Genomic DNA, 20,320 nt, shown 5'->3' with positions numbered 1-20,320 from the left:
CGCACTGCTTCGTTTGCTGGCTATGTTAGCCACCATGGGTTGCCTTTGCCTGAACGGGCTGCCATTGGCACTGGGTTTCGATTTTGAGCGGATACAACAGGCCTTCATCAACCGCTTCGGCGCGGAACGAAACCCGCTTCTTCAAGAATGGCAGCGCCTGCTTGGCGAAGCGAAAAAAGCCCCCGAGACTGACAAGTTAAAGCGCGTCAATGACTTCTTCAATCGGCGCATTGCCTTTGACGATGACATGTCGATCTGGGGACAAAACGATTATTGGGCAACGCCCAGCGAGTTGATCGGGCAGGGGCGCGGCGACTGCGAAGACTTTTCGATCGCCAAGTATTACTCGCTGATTGACCTCGGCGTCCCGGTAACCAAACTGCGACTGGTCTACGTCAAGGCCGCACAGAATGGGCCGGACGGTGTCTTCCTGCAAGCCCACATGGTGCTGGCGTATTACGCCACACCCACCGCGGACCCGCTGGTCCTCGACAACCTGAACAGCCAGATCCTGCCTGCCTCCCGGCGCAGCGATCTTTCACCGATTTTCAGTTTCAACAGCACGGGCCTTTGGCAAGGCACCGGCAACAATGCCAGCAAGAGCAATCTTTCCCGCTGGCAGGACTTGCAGGTCAGGGCTCGTGCTGAAGGTTTCCAGTGAGGTAATCGACATGTCCTTATTCCGACAAATCTGGCTCGCAGTCATCGCCAGCACCCTGATCGCCTTCGCTGGCAGCTTCGTGGCCAGCATGCTGACAGCGCGCCACTATCTGGAGCAACAACTGGCCATCAAGAACAATGACAATGCCGCATCGCTGGCCCTGTCGATGTCGCAACTGGACAAGGACCCGGTCACGGTCGAACTTCAGGTCGCAGCCGTCTTTGACAGCGGCCAATATGCCGTCGTCCGGCTGATCGACCCGAACGGCAAGACCCTGATCGAAAAAACCAGCCCGCCTGATGCCGGCGACGTGCCCAAATGGTTCATCCGGCTATTTCCCATCGTTTCGCAGCCGGGCCAGGCGCAAGTAACTGCCGGCTGGAAGCAGTTCGGCACCGTCGAACTCATCAGCCACAGCCATTTTGCCTACAAGGAACTGTGGAACGGCGCCTTCAAGCTGCTCGGCTGGTTCACCGTCGGCGGTGGCATCATGGGACTGCTTGGCATGCAATTGCTGCGCCGCATCCGGCGCCCGCTCGACGCGGTGGTCGGGCAAGCGCAAGCGATCAGCGAACGGCGCTTCATCAGCATTGCCGAGCCAAGTACGCCGGAGCTAAAAAGCCTTGCCAGCGCCATGAATGCCATGGTCGACCGCCTGAAAGCGATGTTTGCCGAAGAAGCGGCCCGGCTCGAAAAGGTTCGGCGTGAAGCGACTCTGGACAGCCTGACCGGTCTGGCCAATCGCGCCTTTTTCATGAATCAGCTGGCCGCAGCACTGAGCGACGATGACGCCCCTGCCTCCGGGTCGCTACTCCTGCTGCGCCTTGCCGATCTAGCCGGCATCAACAAGCGGGCTGGACGGGAGACGGCCGACGAGCTCCTGCACCGGCTTGGCCTGGTACTGAACGAACTGGCCGGCGATAAAGCGAATGCCGCTGCCGCACGCCTGAACGGTGCTGACTTTGCATTATTGCTTCCCGGCATCCGGGACCCGGCGCCACAGGCAGAAAAGCTGTTGCATGCCCTCAATGACCTCGCTGCCGCCGGTCTGATCGACAGCGAGCGCATTGGCTATGTGGCCAGCGGAATTTACCTGCATGGCCAATCCATCGCCAATCTGCTCGCCCGTGTAGACGGCGCGCTCGCCGCAGCTGAAGTCCAGAGCACCATGGCTTGGTGTCGCGCCGAAAGTGATGCCGAAGATCATGCAACGTCCAATGCCGACTGGAAAAAGCTGCTCGAGGGCGCCATTCAATCTCAGCGCCTGCGCCTGATCGACTTCCCCGTTGCCGGCAACGCCGGCCAACTGCTCCACCTCGAATGCCCGCTCCGCCTGCAGGCCGTCGAGAACGGCGAATGGCTGGCCGCCGGCAGCTTCATGCCGATGGCCTCGCGCCTGTCGATGACCACCGAGCTCGACCTGGCCGCCGCCCGCCTGGCGCTGGAACGCATTGCCGCTGGCGCAGCGGCTGTCGCGGTCAACCTGTCCGGCGAATCAATTGTGGACGCGTCATTCCGCGCCCGCCTGTTCGCACAAATTGCCAATCGCAAGGATCTCGCCCCGCGTCTCTGGCTGGAGGTATCGGAAATCGGCGCCTTCAAGCATTTCGACGAGTTCCACGCCTTCTGCGACGCCTTGCGCCCCCTCGGCTGCCGCCTCGGCATCGAGCACTTCGGCCGGCAATTCAGCGAAATTGGCCGCTTGCAACGCATTGGCCTTGATTATCTGAAGGTCGATGGCAGCTTCATCCGCGCTATCGACACTAACCTCGGTAATCAGGCATTCATCAAAGGCCTGTGCAGCATCGCGCATAATATCGGCCTGACCGTCATCGCAGAAGGCGTTCAAACCGCCGAAGAACTCGCCATTCTGCCTGAACTGGGCTTTGACGGCGCCACTGGCCCGGCCGTACCGAGGAATTGATGAGATGAGTACCGAAATCGAGCTCAAGCTCCAGCTCAACCCCAAAGCAGCCCGCCAACTGGCTGCGCACCCACTGCTCGCCTGCATTCCGCCGCATAAGCAGCACCTGCTGAATACTTATTTCGACACGCCAAAACTGGAGCTTCACGCCAGACGCGTTGCCGTCCGCTTCCGCAAGAAGGGCTGGCAATGGCTATGCACGGTCAAATCTGCCGAGCCAGCCAGCGGCGGCCTGGCCATGCGCAGCGAATGGGAAACCCCGGCCACACCGGGAATTTTCGATTTCAGCCATGTGGACGCCGACGATTTCCGGATTTTTCTCGAACAGAAGCGCGATCAATTCGAACCAGTCTTCACGACCGACTTCCACCGTCAGATCTGGCACGTCCCGTTTGGCGAATCGCTGATCGAACTGGCCATTGACCGCGGCCACATAGAAAGCCGTGGCCGACGCACCACCATCTGCGAAATCGAGCTTGAACTACTTTCCGGCAAGGTCGATGACATCTTCGCCCTGACCCGCGAGCTTCAGCAAACGATTGATCTCTACCCGGCCATCGCCAGCAAGGCCGAGCGAGGATACAAGCTCTTCCTGAACGAACCGCTCCGCCCCTTCAAGAGCAAACCGGTGCCAATCAACGACCAGCAAACGCCGGTCGAAGCCTTCCGCAGCGTTGCGCTGGGCTGCCTTGAGCATTTTCAGCGCAACGAAAGTGGGCTGCTGATAGGCGGCGATCCTGAGTTCGTCCATCAGGCCCGCGTCTCGCTGCGCCGCCTGCGCTCCGCGATCAAACTCTTTGCCCCCGTTTTGCCGGCAGAATTTGTCGCCGCCTACGGCCAGACCTGGCGAACGCTGGCAGGCGCGCTGGGCGACACGCGCAACTGGGACGTATTTCTCGAAGAAACACTGCCCCCCATCGCCGCCGCCTTTCCCGAGCACCGCGACATCAAGCGCCTGCGCAAAGCTGCGCTGCAACGCGCAAGCAGCGCCCGCAAGTCGGTCATCGGCCTGCTCGCCGTCAGCGAATACCCGCGCCTGCTGCTCGAATTCACCGCCGCCATCTACACACTGAACGACAGCGCACCGGTTCCAATCAAGGATTTTGCCCGGCAACAGATCGCCAACTACGCCCGAAAAGCCCGTAAACTGGCGCTGCAACACGCCGAACTCAGCCCGGAAGAGCGACACAAGTTGCGCATCGCCTTCAAAAAGCTGCGCTATTCCCTGGAATTCTTCGCGCCCTTGCTACCGCAACGCCGCCTGAAGCCATATCTGGCTGCACTGGCCCAATTACAGGAAGAACTCGGCCTGATCAACGACCACGTCACTGCCGAAACCCTGATGGTCAACGTGCTCGATGGACACCCACCCGGGCCAGTGCACGGCTGGATTTCGGGTCGGTATGCATTGTTGATCAGAGAGTTACCGGATGCACTACAAACCTGGCTGACACAAAGCCCGCCGATCTGAGCGAGGTCGAATCTACTCCCAGGGATTGAGGTCAACAATCGCAACGACTTTCGCCGAAGCCTTGTTGATCAGCACGGTGACCGGATGCGCGCGGGCCATCATGGGAAGATAGGCGTCAGCCTCAGGCCAGCGCTGGCGAGCTTCGTCGACAACGGACTTCGAGTTGTAGTGCGTTAGCTCATCCAGAGGCTTGGAACGCTCGCGTATCGCCGTCGCATCTTCATCAAGTGAGCGATAGAGTTCAGGACGCTGAGCAACGTCAACGCCCGCAATCATGGCCTCAAGGGCAATCGTCTTACGCTCCTCTGCAGTCTCCGCGCGACGCGCCGAAACCCAGCGTGGCCCAGTCCAAGGTGCGGAGCGAAAGTCAGCGGGAGCTTCGCTAAGCTTGCGCTCATCAATCTGATACGCCTGCACCAAATCAAAACGGTCCGCGTTAAACACCAGCCAGGCCGGTCGCCCCTCCGCCACGGTCCACAGTCCGTAGGAAAATGCCAGCAACTGCAGCAAGGCAATCGTGGACAAATCAAAACGCAGGGATTTCTTGCCCTGTCGATAAACCAGCGTCGTCAGCAACGGCCCAATAACAACATCGACCCCCAAAACAATAAGAAAAATCTCTGTAACGCCAGCCGCCGTATGCAACGGATGGGGATACCAGATTAAAAACACGATTCCAACCGCCATCAAAGCGACAACGGAAGAGATCGACAAATGAATTAGGCCAGCACGCAGACGAGGAATCATGGGGTAACAAATAGGTACGAGATGGAAGATCGAGATATTACTTGCCTGTCGTCAAACTTGGGGGCGAACAGCGAGTTGTCAATCTTGAGCGCTAAGGCGGTCAGGCTTACGCAGACAAAGTTAAAAGCCTGGAACAACCTTTCATTTTTTGACTATTTTCCCGGTTGACCGTGGCAAATCAGTTTTGGACGACACAAAAAGAAAAACCGGGGCATCAGCCCCGGCCTTTTTTGAAATAGGAGCCAAATCCTATTATTCAACCTATTAACGGCACTCGCTCGGTGCGAGACGAGCCGGCAGGGTACCGGTAGCAGCAGCAGCCATGTTACGACCAGTCGCAACAGCATTGGTAGAAGATGTACATGCCCAGTCCACATTGCCCGCGACACCGAAATTACCAGCCAAAGTAACGAAGCCAGCTGCTGTAGATTTGTAAGGGGAAAATAGGATAGTTGCGCCAACCGGGATACCACCGCCGATGTTGGCATCATTCAGGGTTACCGTAACCACACCAGTGGCAGCAGCAATTTGCACATTGGTTACGTACTTAGATCGCGCACCAACACCTACGGCCAAGGTGTCGTTAAATGCCCCGGCAGCAGCAGTCAATTCAACGGCTGTGTTGCTGCTAGAACCAATAACTTGCTTGGCATCACCAGCCAGCGACAGACCTTCGCTAACACGGGCACGAACGGTGTAATCCTGATAAGCCGGCAGAGCAACAGCAGCCAGAATACCGATAATGGCAACAACGATCATCAGTTCGATCAGGGTGAAACCTTGTTGAATCTTTTTCATTTGAATCTCCTGTTAGTGACAAGGCGGGAAAGCCGCTGAGTTACCTATAACAGTTTCCGTGCCAGCTTTTTTAAACTCAAGCCGATGACCGCTCTCGAATCGCCAAAACCCTTACCAGTCATCGCTTTAGCGTTTTTCTGGCGCGAATGTAAAAAAGCGTAGCTGGCGATCAGCCCGGCAGAGGTGACAATTTGCGTCATGTGCAGTGGACGTAATGCGGCAGGCATGACGACATTCGTCGGAAAATATGGCAAATACAGCAGCGGTCCCGAGATGAATTAGCAGTCGGCTTGCTGTGGCGCCAGGAATTCGTTCGCAGAGCGGCGGTACAGCCCGCTGCTGACAAACAATGCATGGAGTTCAGCAGCGATATGGTAGTTCTTGCTGATTTTTTCGAGGATCGCCAACGCTTGCGAGAGCTGCATGCCTTCCTTGTAGGGGCGATCCTTGGCAGTGAGCGCTTCGAAGATGTCGGCAATGCCCATCATCCGGGCCTGCCAGCTCATCTCTTCGCGCCTCAGGCCATTGGGGTAGCCCTTGCCATCCATGCGCTCGTGGTGGCCACCGGCGTATTCCGGGACGTTTTTCAGATGCCGCGGCCAGGGTAATTGTTCGAGCATTTTGACGGTCGCGACAATGTGGTGATTGATGATGTCACGCTCTGCCTTGGTCAGAGTTCCGGAACAGATGCTCAGGTTTTCAAGTTCGTCATCAGTCAGAAAGACTTGCTCGTTGCCATCGGCCGCGCACCCGCGGTACTTGGCGGAAAGCTGCCGGATACGTGCAATATCTTCGTCAGGCATTTTTTCGCAGCCGATATTGGCGCGATGGAGAATGCCGCGGTCAACCGGAATTTTTTGGCAAAAATCAAAATATATCCGCTCCGCCTCGTCGGGCGCAGTCCCTTCTGCAATGCTTTTCCATTTCCGGATTTCGGCGTCGCGCTTGATGATTTCAAAGCGCGTATCGATCAGATGAATGCGGTCGTAGATGGTTTGCGGCTTGGTGGCTTTTCGACGATATGCACGGGCGTAGTGACCTTGCCGCAGTCGTGCGGCAAAACTGCGATGCGCAATTCGTAGTGATCCTTGTCAGTCAATTTGAAATCGGCGAGTGAGCCGGTGCGTGCATCGAACTGGCGCATGCCGGAAAAGTCGAAGCCCACCAGGCTGTAGGCATCGGCAATATTGCCGGTCTTGCCGGTAATGGCAGCGTAGACAGCGACCATGGTGTCGTTGGGCAAGCCGTCTTCGCGAAACAGGTGGAGATCGGGAAATTGCTCTGGCGTAGGCCGATGACAGCTCCCACCAAAGGAGAGCTGCAGCGAATCGCTGTCGCGCTCGCTCGACAGCAATGCACCAATGTCGTTGAGCTGTTCCTGGCGACGAAAAAGGTCATCCGATGTGGTTGCCATGGGGGATCACCCCGTCAGAATTCAAAAACCTGATTGTTCTGGAGCATGGTCGGCGTGAATTCAGCCAGGCAACGATTAATCTCTGCCATGGTGGCTTCGATCTGCCCTGGCTTGAGATGCGTAATGTGAATCTCGCACGGACGTTGCAGTTGTTTCAGCCCGGATGCCAGCACGTCGGGCCAATAATGCTTGGATACTTCGGCCAGACGCTTTTCGCGATTGGGGAATGCGCATTCGACGATCAGGTGGCGGAGATTGGAAATGCCGTTCAGCGCTTGCCAGAAGGCCGCACAGGGGCCGGTATCGCCGGAAAACGCCAGGCTGGCCACGCCAGAGTCGAGGCTATAGCCAACGGCCGGCACGGTGTGATCAACAGGCAAGGCCGTGATGTGGCGCCCGTCAAGGATGACCGGCTTGGCAATGTCGATTGGCTGGTAACGCATGAATGCCTGCTCGGCCGATGGCACCACCGAAAAATCCGGCCAGATGGCCCAGTTGAAAATGTGCTTGCGCAGGCTGTCGAGCACGGCTTTGGTGCCGTAGACAGTGAGCGGCTTGCTGCGACAGTCCGCCACGGTGTCGATCATCATGGGCAAGGTCGCAATGTGGTCGAGGTGGCAGTGCGTCAGAAAGACATGATCAATTTGCGTTAATTCGGCAATGGACAATTCGCCGACACCGGTACCGGCATCAATGAGAATGTCATGGTCGATGAGGAAGGAAGTGGTTCGCTGGTGCCTGCCACCAATGCCACCACTGCAGCCGAGTACGCGAAGCTTCATGCTAGTTTGGTCTGCCGTTAAGTTAAGCCGCGCCGAAGGTCTCCCGGGTGCAGGCCATGGCGGATTGTAACGCCAGGCTCGCCCCGCGTCTTTTGCGCCAGCTCAATAGCCCAGCAAAATCAGGCCTTCAGGAAAAATTCCATCTTGATACCAGCAATCTCAATGACATCGTGATCACCCAGAGGAACCGCCTGCGCATCCAGCGCCCGGCCGTTAACAATCGGAAACTGATGCCCCTCGACATGCGTGATGAAAAAGCCATGCGGTCGCTTGGCGATGACAGCCACCTGCAAGCCGGGCTTGCCCAATGTCGTCAGCGTTTTGGTCAAGTCCAGCTCCTTGCCGGCGTTGGGGCCGTTGAGCAGTTGGATGGCAGCGGCCGCACCGGGCATCGGCGGTTTGGGCTGGGATGCCATGCCAATGCTGGATCGGCTCAGGTTTTCAGTGGGCGCCAATTGCAGTTCGGTTGGCATGCGAACCGACCCGGAGCGAATCGCCGCATTTTTTTCAAAATCACTGGCGGCGGCACCTGCCTGCAAATCGGCCATGTATTTGAGCTTGTATTTGCCCAACTCGATCACATCGTTGTTGCGCAGAAAATGCTTTTTGATTGGCTGACCGTTAACCAGCGTACCGTTGGTACTGTTCAGGTCCTCCAGAAAGGAGTCGGCAAGGATGGTGACGACTACGGCATGCTCGCCCGAGATGGCTAGGTTATCGATCTGAATGTCGTTCTGCGGCTTGCGCCCAATGCTCAGACGTTCCTGGTTCAGAGGTATCTCCTTGAGTACCAGGCCATCCATTGAAAGGATCATTTTCGCCATCTTGCTTACCTTATCTCACTTCAATCTGGCCAGAAGCCGCTGCCACCAAGCCTTGGGCGTCTCGAAATCACCCTGCACCTTGACCAGAATGACCGACACATTGTCCCTGCCGCCGTTGTCGTTGGACATCTGTACAAGATGCTCTGCTGCCAGCGGCAGATTTCCCCCCAGCGTATTCAGGGTCAGCTCAATCTCGTCATCCTCGACCATGTCGTTCAGCCCGTCGGAACAAAGCAAAATAATGTCCCCGGCACGCACATCGTAATCGTTAACCTCAACATCAACCTCGGGATCAACGCCAAGCGCTCGCGTCACCAGATTTCTGTTTTCTGCATTACGAGCTTGCTCGGGCGTAATGATGCCATTATCAAGCTGCTCCTGTAAGAGAGAATGGTCACGCGTCAGTTGCTTTAAATGTTTGCCGCGCAAGCGATACAAGCGCGAATCACCCACATGGGCGACACTCATCCGATTGTCGTAAAACCAGGCCATGACCAAGGTCGTTCCCATGCCGGCGTATTGCGCGAAACTCCGGGAAGCATTGAAAATTGCCAAATTGGCCGCGGCAACCTCATTGAAAATATGTTGCTCGACCACGGCGGAATCTCTCATTCCTCGCCCTAGCTCTGCTTCGGAAACAATGATCCGCGCAAGATCTTCGGCCAGTCGCATCGTGGCCATGCCGCTCGCCACTTCGCCCGCGTTGTAGCCACCCATGCCATCAGCCAGGATGGTGACGCCAAGAGAAGTATCGGTAAAAACAGCATCTTCATTATGCGAACGAATGATACCGGGGTCGGTACGCGCCACCATTTCCAGCGCATCAACCAGCTTCATGCCGAATACCCCAGCGCAGAACATGACTGGAACGTCGCATTTTTGACGTGGCCTGGCGTCCGGGAATGCTCATCGCCGAAAATCGTGCCTGACCTTCCAAATGCTGACCAGCCCATTACATCTCCGCAAACGCTCTCGTCCCAAGTTATTCGGCGACGCAAAACCTTATCATTCTTACCTGTTGTCGCATTCCGGTCAAACTCATTACAACGGCATCTCGCTACCGAGCCCTTGATATCTCGCCAGTGCCAGCACCCGCAAGGCCACAGCAAGATCCTGGATGGCCATGCCCTGGGATTCAAATAACGTAACCTGCCCGACCGATGTCCGGCCGCCATGGCGCCCGACGATCACCTCGCCAAGTTCCACCAGTTGGCGGGAATGAATGCGCCCCTTCTCCAGCAAGGGCAGTAGATCACCCGCCTCGGCCAATGCCGTCGGTACTGAATCAACGGTCACCAGATCACAACGCCGGATGGCAGACTCCGACAATTCCTGACGGATCAGCGAATTGGAACCGGCGGCATTGATATGCACGCCTGCCTCAAGCCAGGCGGCATCAAACAAAGGTTGTGCCGCAGTCGTTACCGTACCAATGACATCGCTACCTCGAACGGTGTCTTCAGCGCTGGCCGCCGGCACAACTTCAACCCCCGTCGCTTCGCTCATGCGCTGACAGAATGCCTGCAATTTATCGGCCTTGCGGCTGAACACCTTGACGCATTCGAGCGGTAAGGTGGCACAGATCGCCCGGACATGACCTTCGGCCTGCCAACCGGCACCAAACACCCCGGCCACCGTCGCGTCCGGACGCGCCAGCCAACGGGCAGCAACCCCGCTTGCAGCGCCGGTGCGGATCATGCCGAGATAGTCCGCCTCGATGACGGCCATCAACTGGCCGCTAGCAGCATCAAACAAATGCACCAGAAATCGATTGCCGCTCTTGTTGCTGGTATAGGCCTTGTAGCCAATCACGCCTTGCGCCGGCAATGCACCCTGCAGAATATGCAGCGCAGTTTGCGGCAAGCGGCTACGGGCACGCGGGGTATCGATTGCCACGCCCATGGCAAGGTCGCGATGCGCCGACTCGACCGCTTCGAGTGCCATTTCCACGGTCAACAGCTTTTTTACGTCATTTTCCGAAAGAAACAAGGCCATGATTTGTTCCCTAAACAATACTTAACGCCCACCGCATCGAAACACATCGCGCCAGCGGGGCAGGCGCCCAATAAAAAAGGCGGGCCAGAAGGCCCGCCTTGATCGCTGAGCTGAGCTCGAATTTTACAGCAGAGCCTTGAGCAGCTTGGCCATTTCGGACGGGTTGCGCGTCACGGTAAAACCACAGGCTTCCATGATTTCCAGCTTGGCATCAGCCGTGTCGGCACCGCCAGAGATCAACGCACCGGCGTGACCCATACGCTTGCCGGCCGGCGCAGTCACACCAGCGATGAAGCCAACGATCGGCTTCTTCATGTTTTCCTTGCACCACATGGCGGCTTCAGCTTCGTCAGGACCACCGATTTCACCGATCATGATGACGGCGTCGGTATCCGGATCGTCGTTGAAAGCCTTCATGACGTCGATGTGCTTCAGACCATTGATCGGGTCACCACCGATACCGACGGCAGACGACTGGCCCAGACCGATTTCGGTCAATTGGCCAACGGCTTCGTAGGTCAAGGTGCCGGAGCGCGAAACCACGCCGATGCGACCCTTGCGGTGGATGTGACCCGGCATGATGCCGATCTTCACTTCGTCCGGGGTGATCAAGCCAGGGCAGTTCGGGCCAAGCAGCAGAGTCTTCTTGCCGCCCTTGGCTTCCTTTTCCTTCATCTTGTTGCGCAGGATCAGCATGTCGCGAACAGGAATGCCTTCGGTGATACAGATCGCCAGATCGAGATCGGCTTCAACAGCTTCCCAGATCGCAGCGGCAGCACCCGGGGGCGGCACATAGATGACGGAAACGGTCGCGCCGGTTTCGGCAGCAGCTTCCTTGACGGAAGCGTAGATAGGAATATTGAAGATGGACTCGCCAGCCTTCTTCGGGTTCACACCGGCAACGAAGCATTCCTTGCCGTTTGCGTATTCCTGGCATTTTTCCGTATGGAACTGTCCGGTCTTGCCGGTGATGCCCTGGGTAATGATGCGGGTGTTCTTATTGATGAAAATGGACATTCAATAGCTCCTTACTTGACCGCAGCAACGATCTTGGTGGCGGCTTCGGCCATGGAATCGGCAGAAATGATCGGCAGACCGGAATCCTTTAGGATCTTCTTGCCCAAATCCTCATTGGTACCCTTCATGCGCACGACGAGCGGCACGCTGAGGTGAGTCAGCTTGGCTGCAGCGACAACGCCTTCGGCGATGGTGTCGCACTTCATGATGCCACCGAAGATGTTGACCAGGATGCCCTTGACCTTGGGGTTCTTGAGCATGATCTTGAAGGCTTCGGTCACCTTCTCGGTCGTGGCGCCGCCGCCGACGTCGAGGAAGTTGGCAGGCTCGGCACCGAACAGCTTGATGGTGTCCATAGTGGCCATGGCCAGACCGGCACCATTCACCAGACAGCCGATGTTGCCGTCGAGGGAAATGTAGGCCAGATCGAACTGGGAAGCTTCGACTTCGTCAGGATCTTCTTCGTCCAGGTCGCGCATGGCGACGATTTCCTGCTGGCGGTAAAGGGCGTTGGAGTCGAAGTTGAACTTGGCGTCGATAGCCTTGACCGTGCCATCGGTTTCGTGGATCAGCGGGTTGATTTCAGCCAGCGAAGCATCGGTTTCCATGTAGCAGGTGTACAGCTTCTTCAGCGTGTCGACACATTGCGGGATCGAGGCTTCCTGCATGCCCATGCCCTTGGCCAGGGTCAAAGCCTGCTCGTCAGTCAGACCAACCAGCGGATTGACGAAAACCTTGACGATCTTTTCGGGCGTCTTGTGGGCAACTTCTTCGATATCCATCCCGCCTTCGTACGAAGCCATGATGGCGACGGACTGGGTAGCGCGATCGGTCAGCGCAGCAACATAGTACTCGTGCTGGATATCGGCGCCTTCTTCGATCAGCAGGTGACGAACCTTCTGACCTTCTGGCCCGGTCTGATGCGTGACCAGTTGCATGCCGAGAATCTGACCGGCGTACTCACGCACTTTTTCCAGCGAGGTGGCAACCTTGACACCACCACCCTTGCCACGGCCACCAGCGTGGATCTGGGCTTTGACGACCCAAACCTTGCCGCCCAGGGTTTCTGCTGCCTTGACTGCGTCATCGACGGTCGTGCAGTGAATCCCGCGCGGAACCGTAACGCCGAATTTCTTCAGGAGTTGTTTGCCCTGATATTCGTGAATTTTCATGCGCTTTCCTTGCGTTTAGTTAAGTTGCGAGCAATGGGCAGGCCGAATGATCCCCCGACTCCACCCGGTTATACCGGCTTGAACACAAAATGTTACCACATACGCCAAAAAACTTTGCAGGCCGAAATTCATAATTACGACCATGATTCCGCTGCCCATCCGACCTTGCACAGTAAGGCAAGCAGCGTTGCCGCAACGAGCAAGAGACCACCCCGTCCCAGCGCCCCGAAAGTCGGCACCGCCGAAAGTCAAACACCCCGATCAAGTGAGCAATTTATTGCCACGCCGCATCAATAGCAGCATCCAGCCTGCACACAAACAGAACAGCTGCTGACAACCCATCCATTGTGCCACCAAACCACCTATTTTGGCTTTCCAAGGATTTCACCGCAGGATCCCACGGTCAACCGGAAAAAATCGCCAAAACAAAAATTTTTAAGCGCGTCCGCTGGGGCAAAACTTCAACCCAGAGCACATCAAACAATACGTGCACGCAGCGTACCGACACCATCGACGCCACCTTCCAGCAGATCCCCTGGCACAACCGGCCCAACCCCGGCCGGCGTACCTGTGTAAATCAGGTCACCCGCCTCGAGACGAACCATCGTAGACAGATTGGCGATAATGTCTGCCACCTTCCACATCATTGCCGACAGATCACCCTGCTGGCGCATCTCGCCATTCACCGTCAGCCAGATTCGGCCAGTGGCTGGATGACCACACGTTGCCACCGGGCAAATCACCCCGGCTACCGCCGACTGGTCAAATCCCTTGCCCATATCCCACGGGTGCCCCTTCTCTTTTGCCTTCGCCTGAATATCCCGACGCGTCAGATCAAGGCCCACCGCATATCCAAAAATCAGCGCATTGGCGGAAGCGACAGGAATATTCGCCCCGCCAGCACCGAGTGCGACGACCATTTCGACTTCGTGATGCAGGTTTTTCGTTACTGGCGGATAGGCAATATTGAGTTCGCCTTCACCACCCACCACCGCATCGCCCGGCTTGGTAAAAAAGAATGGTGGCTCGCGCCCGTCCGCCTGATCCAGCGCCCCCATCTCGCGGGCGTGATCGGCATAATTGCGCCCCACACAAAAAACCCGGCGTACTGGAAAACGCTGAGCGGAACCGGCAATCGGCAAGGTAACAATGGGATGTGGCGGAAATGCGAGGTTCATGAGAGCAATCCAGTGTCAGGACTCGGAGCCTAAAGTGTGCAACATTTCCACCGCTGGCGGACAGCCCGATGTTAAAGTTTCTGCACTTCGGAAGTCGAATGACATATTGAAAAGAATGATCGCTTCAAGACTGCTGCACCATCTATTGCTGGGCGTCACGTTGATTTCAGGAGCAGCCAGCGCGGTCGAACTGGGGGAAATCACGCTTCACTCGCGCATCGGCGAAACCTTGCGGGCCGAAATTCCGGTATCAACAGGAGGCAACCCGCCTGATCCAGCCTGCTTCTCGCTCGCCCCTTTGCCCGGCGCCGACTTTCCTGTCATCACAGGCGGCCGGATACGCGTGGTGCACGTCGGCCAGGGCTATCGACTGATCATCATCGGCAGCAAAGTTATTGAAGAGCCTGTCATCGCCATTAACCTGCGCGCCGGATGCGGGCTGGCACTGCAGAGAGAATATGTACTTCTCCCTGGTCCGCCACTCGCGCCCCCCACAAATAACATCGAAATTGCAACCTCGGGCGCTCCCCGACAAGCCGAGTCACGCCAGCCAGCGCGCTACAGCCAGCTTACCGACAGCGCAAGCAACAACTTTTCATCAGACGACTTTTCAGAGCCGCCACCCGCAAAACCAAAGGTCAAGCGGCGAACCAAAAAGGCTGCCGCCAAACCCAAGGCCCCACTTCCACCCGATACGCTGGCCGGCTTGGGTAGCGGGCATGACAAAATCGTCCTCGGTGCGGCATTGGACGAGCTGCTACCGCCCAGCGCCGGCGAGCCACTTTCACCGGCATATGAAATCAATGAGCGCGTCCTGAAAATGGAAACAACGCTGCATTTGCTCAATCAGGAAGTCGAGAAGCTGAACACTGCGCTAAACCTTGGCGCTGAATCACGCGCCATGCGCGAAAAACTGCAGGACATGCAGGCCCGGCAAGCGACATCCGACATCATGCCCAGCGCCCAGGCCGCTCAGTCGCCAGCGACTGCCCGCAGCAGGACAAACCACGACGGCTGGCTTGAATTGCTGTTTGGTCTATTGCTCGGCGGTACCGTATCGGCAGGCGTTGCGCATCTGGTCAGTCGCCGCCAGGAAAAATCTCGCGCCTTCGCAGCGCATCGCCAAACCGGGCAAGCCGCGGAAACCGGTACGCACTTGAATTAAACGCCTAAACCGGATTCTCGAGATCTACAAAGTCGCAGGTGATACCAAATTGCCGCGCCAAATTCTCGGCCAGCGCCTGAACACCATAACGTTCCGTCGCGTGATGGCCTGCCGCCAGATAGGCAACGCCGCTCTCCCGGGCCAGATGCACGGTCTGCTCTGAAATTTCGCCGGACAAATAGGCGTCCACACCCAAGGCAATCGCCTGCTCGAAATACCCCTGCGCCCCGCCGGAACACCAGGCAATCCGCCGAATCGGCCGTGCCTCATCGCCAACGACCAAAGGCTGGCGCTCCAGAACGCTGGCAACCCGTTCTGCCAACGCAGATAAAGCACAAGGCTCAGCCACCGTCCCCAGCCACCCGATATCCTGTTCACCAAAGCGCCCGTCGGGGAGCCAGCCCAGACGAAGAGCCAGCTGCGCGTTGTTGCCCAGTTCAGGGTGAGCATCCAGTGGCAGGTGGTAGGCCAGCAGATTTATATCGTTAGCCAGCAAGGTCGCCATGCGCCGGCGCCGAATGCCGGTCACCCGGCCATCCTCGCCTTTCCAGAAATAGCCGTGGTGCACCAGAATGGCATCGGCGCCCCGTTCAACCGCAACATCCAGCAAGGCCTGACTTGCCGTAACACCGGCAACCAGGCGCGTCACCTCGGAACAGCCTTCCACTTGCAGTCCATTTGGGCAATAATCCCGGAACTTGCCGGGCATCATCAGCCCATCCAGATAATTTACCAATTCTTCACGCTTCATCGAGACGAGTTCCCATGCAGAGGTTGTGGCTGATTTTTGCACAAACAGTAACTGTTGCGCTGGCCATTCTATTCGTCGTCTCCACGTTGAAACCGGAATGGCTGCCGCAACGGCAAGCGGTTGTCGCCCTGCAGGAAGCCCCCACCAGCGACGACGACGTCAAAACTGCACCAACTGGCTCCTATCGCGATGCCGCCCGCGCTGCATTGCCGTCAGTCGTTCACATCTACACAACGCAGGAAACCAAGCAGCAGCGTCACCCGCTGTTCGACGACCCCATTTTCCGCCACTTTTTTGGCGAGCGACCCGAAGGCCAGCCACAGCGAAATTCCGGCCTCGGCTCCGGTGTCATCGTCAGCCCCAACGGTTATATCCTGACCAATTTCCACGTAATTGATGGCGCCGACGATATTCAGGTATCGCTCAACGACAACAAGACGTACAAGGCCAAGGTCATCGGCAGCGATCCCGAATCTGACCTTGCCATCCTTCAGATCAATGCCGACAAATTACCGGCCATCACGTTCGGCCAGATTGACAACCTGCGCGTCGGGGACGTCGTGCTCGCCATCGGCAATCCCTTTGGCGTCGGACAGACTGTGACCATGGGAATCGTTTCCGCCCTCGGCCGCTCGCATCTGGGCATAAACACCTTCGAAAATTTCATCCAGACCGATGCAGCGATCAACCCCGGCAACTCTGGCGGCGCGTTGGTAGACGCCCACGGCAACCTGGTCGGCATCAACTCCGCCATCTATTCGCGCAGCGGCGGATCGCTCGGCATTGGCTTTGCGATTCCCGTGTCGACTGCCCGCAGCATCATGGAGCAAATCATCCGCACGGGCACCGTAACACGTGGCTGGATTGGCGTTGAGGCGCAGGAAATCACGCCGGAACTGGCCGAATCCTTTGGACTGCCGGATACCGAAGGTGCCCTGATTGCCGGCGTCATGCGCAGCAGTCCGGCCGATGCTGCCGGCGTCCACCCCGGAGACGTTTTGCTCTCGGTCAGCGGCAAACCTGTCAAGGACCCGCAAGCCATGCTCGACCTGATTGCCGCCCTGACCCCGGACGAACGCACCAATTTCCGCCTGCGCCGTGACAAGACCATACTCGAAGTCCAGGTCAGGATCGGCAAGCGGCCAGCCACAATGCGTGCAGAAAAAGAGTAAGTAACCATGTGCCAATTACTCGGCATGAACTGCAACACGCTTATTTATTTTAATAAAATCAATTAGTTACGCAGATAAAATTTTTATTTGTGTCACCTTAAAAGCGGATTCTGTGTAGCCTGAAAGTGCTACCTCAGAGCCACCTCCGCCCTGCTGTATTAGAGCCTGAATTTACTGTGCTCATGTGAAGCCCCCTCTAAGAGTTCTCGCGTGCTAGCTGCCCCCCCCTCGCCCCCTCTCCCGCAGCGACCCCACGCATTCCCTGCCAATTAGAGTGACACGGAATGGGCAGGGAAACTCTCAACTATCTCCTGTCCGTTCATAAACAATCCCACTGTTTTCTGTGCCGGTCATCTGTATATATGTCTCTCGGTGTAGCTCATGCTATAGCTCCTGTACCTGCACAAGCGTCCTGTGCATTTTCTTCTAGGGCTACTAATCCCGGGTTAGACCGGGGTAGCTATCTGGTCGCCGCTCGCATCCTCTCTTCTTCCATCTAGTGTCACTCTATTTTTTTCAGTTTATAATCAATAAGTTACCCATCAACCAATTGCCTATTATTTGAGCAATACATATACCGTAAATTTATACAGTATTTTATGCAGTGCTAGCTAAGATCGAATCACTCAAGGGTCAAGCACTCACTTGGCAGCAGCCCCTCCAGAGCCGTCTATCAAACATTGATGAGACACCCAAGGCAACCCCCTCCTCGCTGTGTTTAGCCCCGCCTGAGCGCCTTGTAGAACCTCCCTGACTCATCCCTGAACCGACTTTGAATGCAGGCTTGAATACCGCTTGCCATGCCCTCCCTTGAAATGGTATAAATCCACCTAACGCTCGTTAGTTAGTTTTATACCAAAGAGAAAACCAGCAATGCCGAACACCAAAACCAACACGAAGCTAGTTGCTTACCAGCGTGTCAGCACCACGAAGCAAGGCAATTCCGGCTTAGGGCTTGAGGCTCAGCAAGCAGCGATTCAAGCGTACGCAGATCGCACTGGGGCTTGCATAGTGGAGTCATTTACTGAGATTGAATCCGGCAAGCTGAACGACCGCCCCGAATTGCTGAAGGCACTACATCATGCGAAGGTTACAGGCTCAGTGCTTGTTATTGCCAAGCTGGATCGCCTATCAAGGAATGCCGCGTTCCTGCTCACCCTTCAAGACTCCGGGGTTAGGTTTGTAGCCGCTGACATGCCAGAAGCGAATAACTTCACAGTTGGCATCATGGCTCTAGTTGCCCAGCAGGAGAGAGAGGCCACGAGCAAGCGTACGAAGGAAGCTCTTCAGGCTGCGAAGGCTAGAGGCACCAAGCTAGGCAATCCTAATGGTGCCGCCGCACTACTGAGGGCCGGCAAGGGTAACGCCGCCGGGGTACAAGCCGTAAAGGCAAAGGCACAAGAGTACGCCCAAGAGATGCAGGCTGTACTCACACACCTTCAGGCACAGGGCAAGACCTCCCTTGGGGCATTAGCAGAAGCTCTCAACGGTGGCGGGTACAAAACGCCACGGGGCGGGGCATGGCATAAAACTTCTGTTAAGAACCTTCTAGCGCGCACTAACCAGTCGAGTTATCAAAATAAAACAACTCCGCAGGCTTAACTTCCAATGCTTCAGCAAGCCGGCAAATATTGATCAGGGCAATATTTCGCTGTCCGCGCTCTACGCCACCCAAATAGCTTCGCGCCACCCCGGATTCGAGCGAAAGCATTTCCTGACTCCACCCCTTCGCTTTCCGTAACTCAGCAAGTCGTTTCCCGAATAGCTTTCGTGCGTCCAAAGCACTTCCCCAAAGGGAAAAGATGCTAGGGAGCAGACCTCTATGAGGCGACGCCCTATGAGTGACAAACACCAATGCCGCACGTATGATTTGTCACTCATAGCGATCATTTGGAGTTTTAGCTTGAGAACTGCGTTTTTACTTATCACCCCCCTTGTGCTCGCTGCATGCGCAACACAAAGCACCGGCCCTGTAGCCGTAGGCAATGGAACTTATGTTGTATCTCGCCAAGCCGGGGCATTCCCCAGCGGTCGCGAACCGCTGCTTGTCGGCGCGCGTTTAATTTGGCTATGTAATCTTTGCATGTTGGTCTATAACAAAGTTATCTGAATCAATCGGATAGGTGTTGCGATGAAGCCCAATGATTTCCGGAAACTGTCGAGTGCGTTGAAGGAATTGACGCCGCACCAGCGGCAAGTCTTGATGGATCGGCTGCAACCGGCGGCGCAGGAGTCGGCGTCCTACCAAGTGGTTGAGACCCGGATGACCGAGAAGCCGCACTGTCCGCATTGCGCACACGAGCAGGTTTCCCGCTGGGGTTCGCCAATGGCTTGCAACGTTATCGCTGCAACGCCTGTCGAGCGACTTTCAACGCCCTGACTGACACACCGCTAGCAGGACTTCGGCACAAAGCGAAATGGATGGACTATGCGAAACAGCTGGCTGAGGGGACGAGCATCCGCAAAAGTGCCGCTGCGGTGGGGATTCATCCCAACACGGCATTCCGCTGGCGCCACCGCTTCCTGAACTTGCCCAATGGTCAGCAGGCGATCAGCCTGGCGGGCATTGCTGAAGCCGATGAGACGTATTTCCTTGAGTCACAGAAGGGCAGAAGACAAGGTTTGAGTCGTGCTCCCCGCAAGCGGGGCGGCAAAGCCAGTAAGCGCGGCCTGTCGGAAGAACAGACCGCTGTCCTGATTTGCCGGGATCGTACCGGCAACACCGCAGACTTCATCCTGGAGAAGGCCGATAAGGCACACCTCGGGGCGGTGCTCAAGCCGCTTTTGGCGACCGATGTCATTCTGGCACCGACGGAGAAAAGGCGCTGGCGGCTGTTGCCAAAGAAATGGGTATCACCCACCGGCCGGTCAATCTGGCTGCTGGTCAGCGTGTTGTGGCGGGGGTCTATCATGTGCAGAACGTCAATGCCTACGATAGCCGACTCAAGGAATGGATACGCCGCTTCCACGGCGTCGCCACCCGCTACTTGGGTAACTATCTGGGCTGGCGACGATTGATTGAGCGACACGACCGCGATATTTCCTCTGACGATTTCCTCCGTGCCGCTTTGGGGATCGATGGGGTTCAACATGCTATGGGTACATAGCCTTTTATTTTGACCACCTGTGCTCGTTGAATTTTGACCAGGTGTGATAGCCACCTGACATAGGTTGGCTTGTGGATAAGTGTAGCTCAGAACAACCGATTTCCGAGCCACGATGAATGCGTTGGGAAAGCCGTGGAGGACG

18 protein-coding genes and 2 pseudogenes are annotated in these 20,320 nt (G+C 56.7%); 7 read left to right on the top strand and 13 right to left on the bottom strand.

Annotated elements, in window-relative coordinates:
• Positions 1-22 precede the first annotated feature (22 nt).
• Genes IPJ12_15975 through IPJ12_15965 form a run of 3 tightly spaced genes read left to right on the top strand, consistent with a single transcriptional unit; the run spans position 23 to position 4,056 of the window.
• Complete coding sequence (locus tag IPJ12_15975) at positions 23-661, top strand: transglutaminase-like cysteine peptidase (protein ID MBK7648598.1); 639 nt, start codon at positions 23-25, stop codon at positions 659-661.
• A 10-nt stretch (positions 662-671) separates the two neighbouring features.
• A complete protein-coding gene (locus tag IPJ12_15970) occupies positions 672-2,585 on the top strand; it encodes an EAL domain-containing protein (protein ID MBK7648597.1) in 1,914 nt (637 codons plus the stop codon).
• Between the two features lie 4 nt (positions 2,586-2,589).
• A complete protein-coding gene (locus IPJ12_15965) occupies positions 2,590-4,056 on the top strand; it encodes a CYTH and CHAD domain-containing protein (GenBank protein ID MBK7648596.1) in 1,467 nt (488 codons plus the stop codon).
• A gap of 12 nt (positions 4,057-4,068) precedes the next feature.
• Here the strand turns inward: IPJ12_15965 and IPJ12_15960 are convergent, their stop codons facing one another.
• From IPJ12_15960 to IPJ12_15910, 11 genes and pseudogenes are all read right to left on the bottom strand, one after another.
• Positions 4,069-4,803: a type IV pilin accessory protein gene (locus IPJ12_15960; GenBank protein ID MBK7648595.1), complete on the bottom strand. Its 735-nt coding sequence runs from the start codon at positions 4,801-4,803 to the stop codon at positions 4,069-4,071.
• 264 nt (positions 4,804-5,067) lie between these two features.
• On the bottom strand, positions 5,068-5,601 hold the full coding sequence (locus IPJ12_15955; GenBank protein MBK7648594.1) for a pilin: 534 nt from the start codon (positions 5,599-5,601) through the stop codon (positions 5,068-5,070).
• Between the two features lie 44 nt (positions 5,602-5,645).
• Complete coding sequence (locus IPJ12_15950) at positions 5,646-5,828, bottom strand: hypothetical protein (GenBank protein MBK7648593.1); 183 nt, start codon at positions 5,826-5,828, stop codon at positions 5,646-5,648.
• Between the two features lie 51 nt (positions 5,829-5,879).
• Positions 5,880-7,015: pseudogene (locus tag IPJ12_15945) on the bottom strand (hypothetical protein).
• 14 nt (positions 7,016-7,029) lie between these two features.
• Positions 7,030-7,797 (bottom strand): 3',5'-cyclic-nucleotide phosphodiesterase, encoded by a 768-nt coding sequence (locus IPJ12_15940; protein ID MBK7648592.1) that lies wholly within the window; start codon positions 7,795-7,797, stop codon positions 7,030-7,032.
• Between the two features lie 119 nt (positions 7,798-7,916).
• Positions 7,917-8,621, bottom strand: coding sequence for an FHA domain-containing protein (locus tag IPJ12_15935; GenBank protein MBK7648591.1), 705 nt, complete (start codon positions 8,619-8,621; stop codon positions 7,917-7,919).
• 15 nt (positions 8,622-8,636) lie between these two features.
• Positions 8,637-9,434, bottom strand: coding sequence for a Stp1/IreP family PP2C-type Ser/Thr phosphatase (locus IPJ12_15930; GenBank protein MBK7648590.1), 798 nt, complete (start codon positions 9,432-9,434; stop codon positions 8,637-8,639).
• Between the two features lie 228 nt (positions 9,435-9,662).
• Complete coding sequence (locus IPJ12_15925; protein MBK7648589.1) at positions 9,663-10,616, bottom strand: ornithine cyclodeaminase family protein; 954 nt, start codon at positions 10,614-10,616, stop codon at positions 9,663-9,665.
• Between the two features lie 123 nt (positions 10,617-10,739).
• Complete coding sequence (sucD, locus tag IPJ12_15920) at positions 10,740-11,633, bottom strand: succinate--CoA ligase subunit alpha (GenBank protein MBK7648588.1); 894 nt, start codon at positions 11,631-11,633, stop codon at positions 10,740-10,742.
• An 11-nt stretch (positions 11,634-11,644) separates the two neighbouring features.
• On the bottom strand, positions 11,645-12,805 hold the full coding sequence (sucC, locus tag IPJ12_15915) for an ADP-forming succinate--CoA ligase subunit beta (GenBank protein MBK7648587.1): 1,161 nt from the start codon (positions 12,803-12,805) through the stop codon (positions 11,645-11,647).
• A gap of 476 nt (positions 12,806-13,281) precedes the next feature.
• Positions 13,282-13,983 carry a fumarylacetoacetate hydrolase family protein gene (locus IPJ12_15910; GenBank protein ID MBK7648586.1) on the bottom strand — a complete coding sequence of 234 codons (702 nt, stop codon included), beginning with the start codon at positions 13,981-13,983 and terminating at the stop codon, positions 13,282-13,284.
• Positions 13,984-14,098: 115 nt separating this feature from the next.
• On the opposite strand from IPJ12_15910, the gene IPJ12_15905 reads away from it, so the two are divergent.
• Positions 14,099-15,148 (top strand): hypothetical protein, encoded by a 1,050-nt coding sequence (locus IPJ12_15905; protein ID MBK7648585.1) that lies wholly within the window; start codon positions 14,099-14,101, stop codon positions 15,146-15,148.
• A gap of 4 nt (positions 15,149-15,152) precedes the next feature.
• On the opposite strand, the gene IPJ12_15900 is transcribed toward IPJ12_15905, so the two are convergent.
• Entirely contained in the window at positions 15,153-15,899 is a 747-nt protein-coding gene (locus IPJ12_15900; protein MBK7648584.1) for a Nif3-like dinuclear metal center hexameric protein, read from the bottom strand.
• Positions 15,900-15,913: 14 nt separating this feature from the next.
• On the opposite strand from IPJ12_15900, the gene IPJ12_15895 reads away from it, so the two are divergent.
• Positions 15,914-17,071 (top strand): Do family serine endopeptidase, encoded by a 1,158-nt coding sequence (locus IPJ12_15895; protein MBK7648583.1) that lies wholly within the window; start codon positions 15,914-15,916, stop codon positions 17,069-17,071.
• 873 nt (positions 17,072-17,944) lie between these two features.
• Complete coding sequence (locus IPJ12_15890) at positions 17,945-18,673, top strand: recombinase family protein (protein ID MBK7648582.1); 729 nt, start codon at positions 17,945-17,947, stop codon at positions 18,671-18,673.
• Here IPJ12_15890 and IPJ12_15885 read toward each other — a convergent pair.
• Positions 18,630-18,851 (bottom strand): helix-turn-helix transcriptional regulator, encoded by a 222-nt coding sequence (locus IPJ12_15885; protein MBK7648581.1) that lies wholly within the window; start codon positions 18,849-18,851, stop codon positions 18,630-18,632. The genes IPJ12_15890 and IPJ12_15885 overlap by 44 nt on opposite strands.
• 351 nt (positions 18,852-19,202) lie before the next feature.
• Between IPJ12_15885 and IPJ12_15880 the strand changes: the two are divergent.
• Positions 19,203-20,178 (top strand): annotated as a pseudogene (locus IPJ12_15880) (IS1595 family transposase).
• Positions 20,179-20,320: the final 142 nt, after the last annotated feature.

This window comes from Betaproteobacteria bacterium, from assembly GCA_016709965.1.
Taxonomy (GTDB): domain Bacteria; phylum Pseudomonadota; class Gammaproteobacteria; order Burkholderiales; family Rhodocyclaceae; genus Azonexus; species Azonexus amarohabitans.
This window is presented reverse-complemented; position numbering and strand designations above follow the sequence as displayed.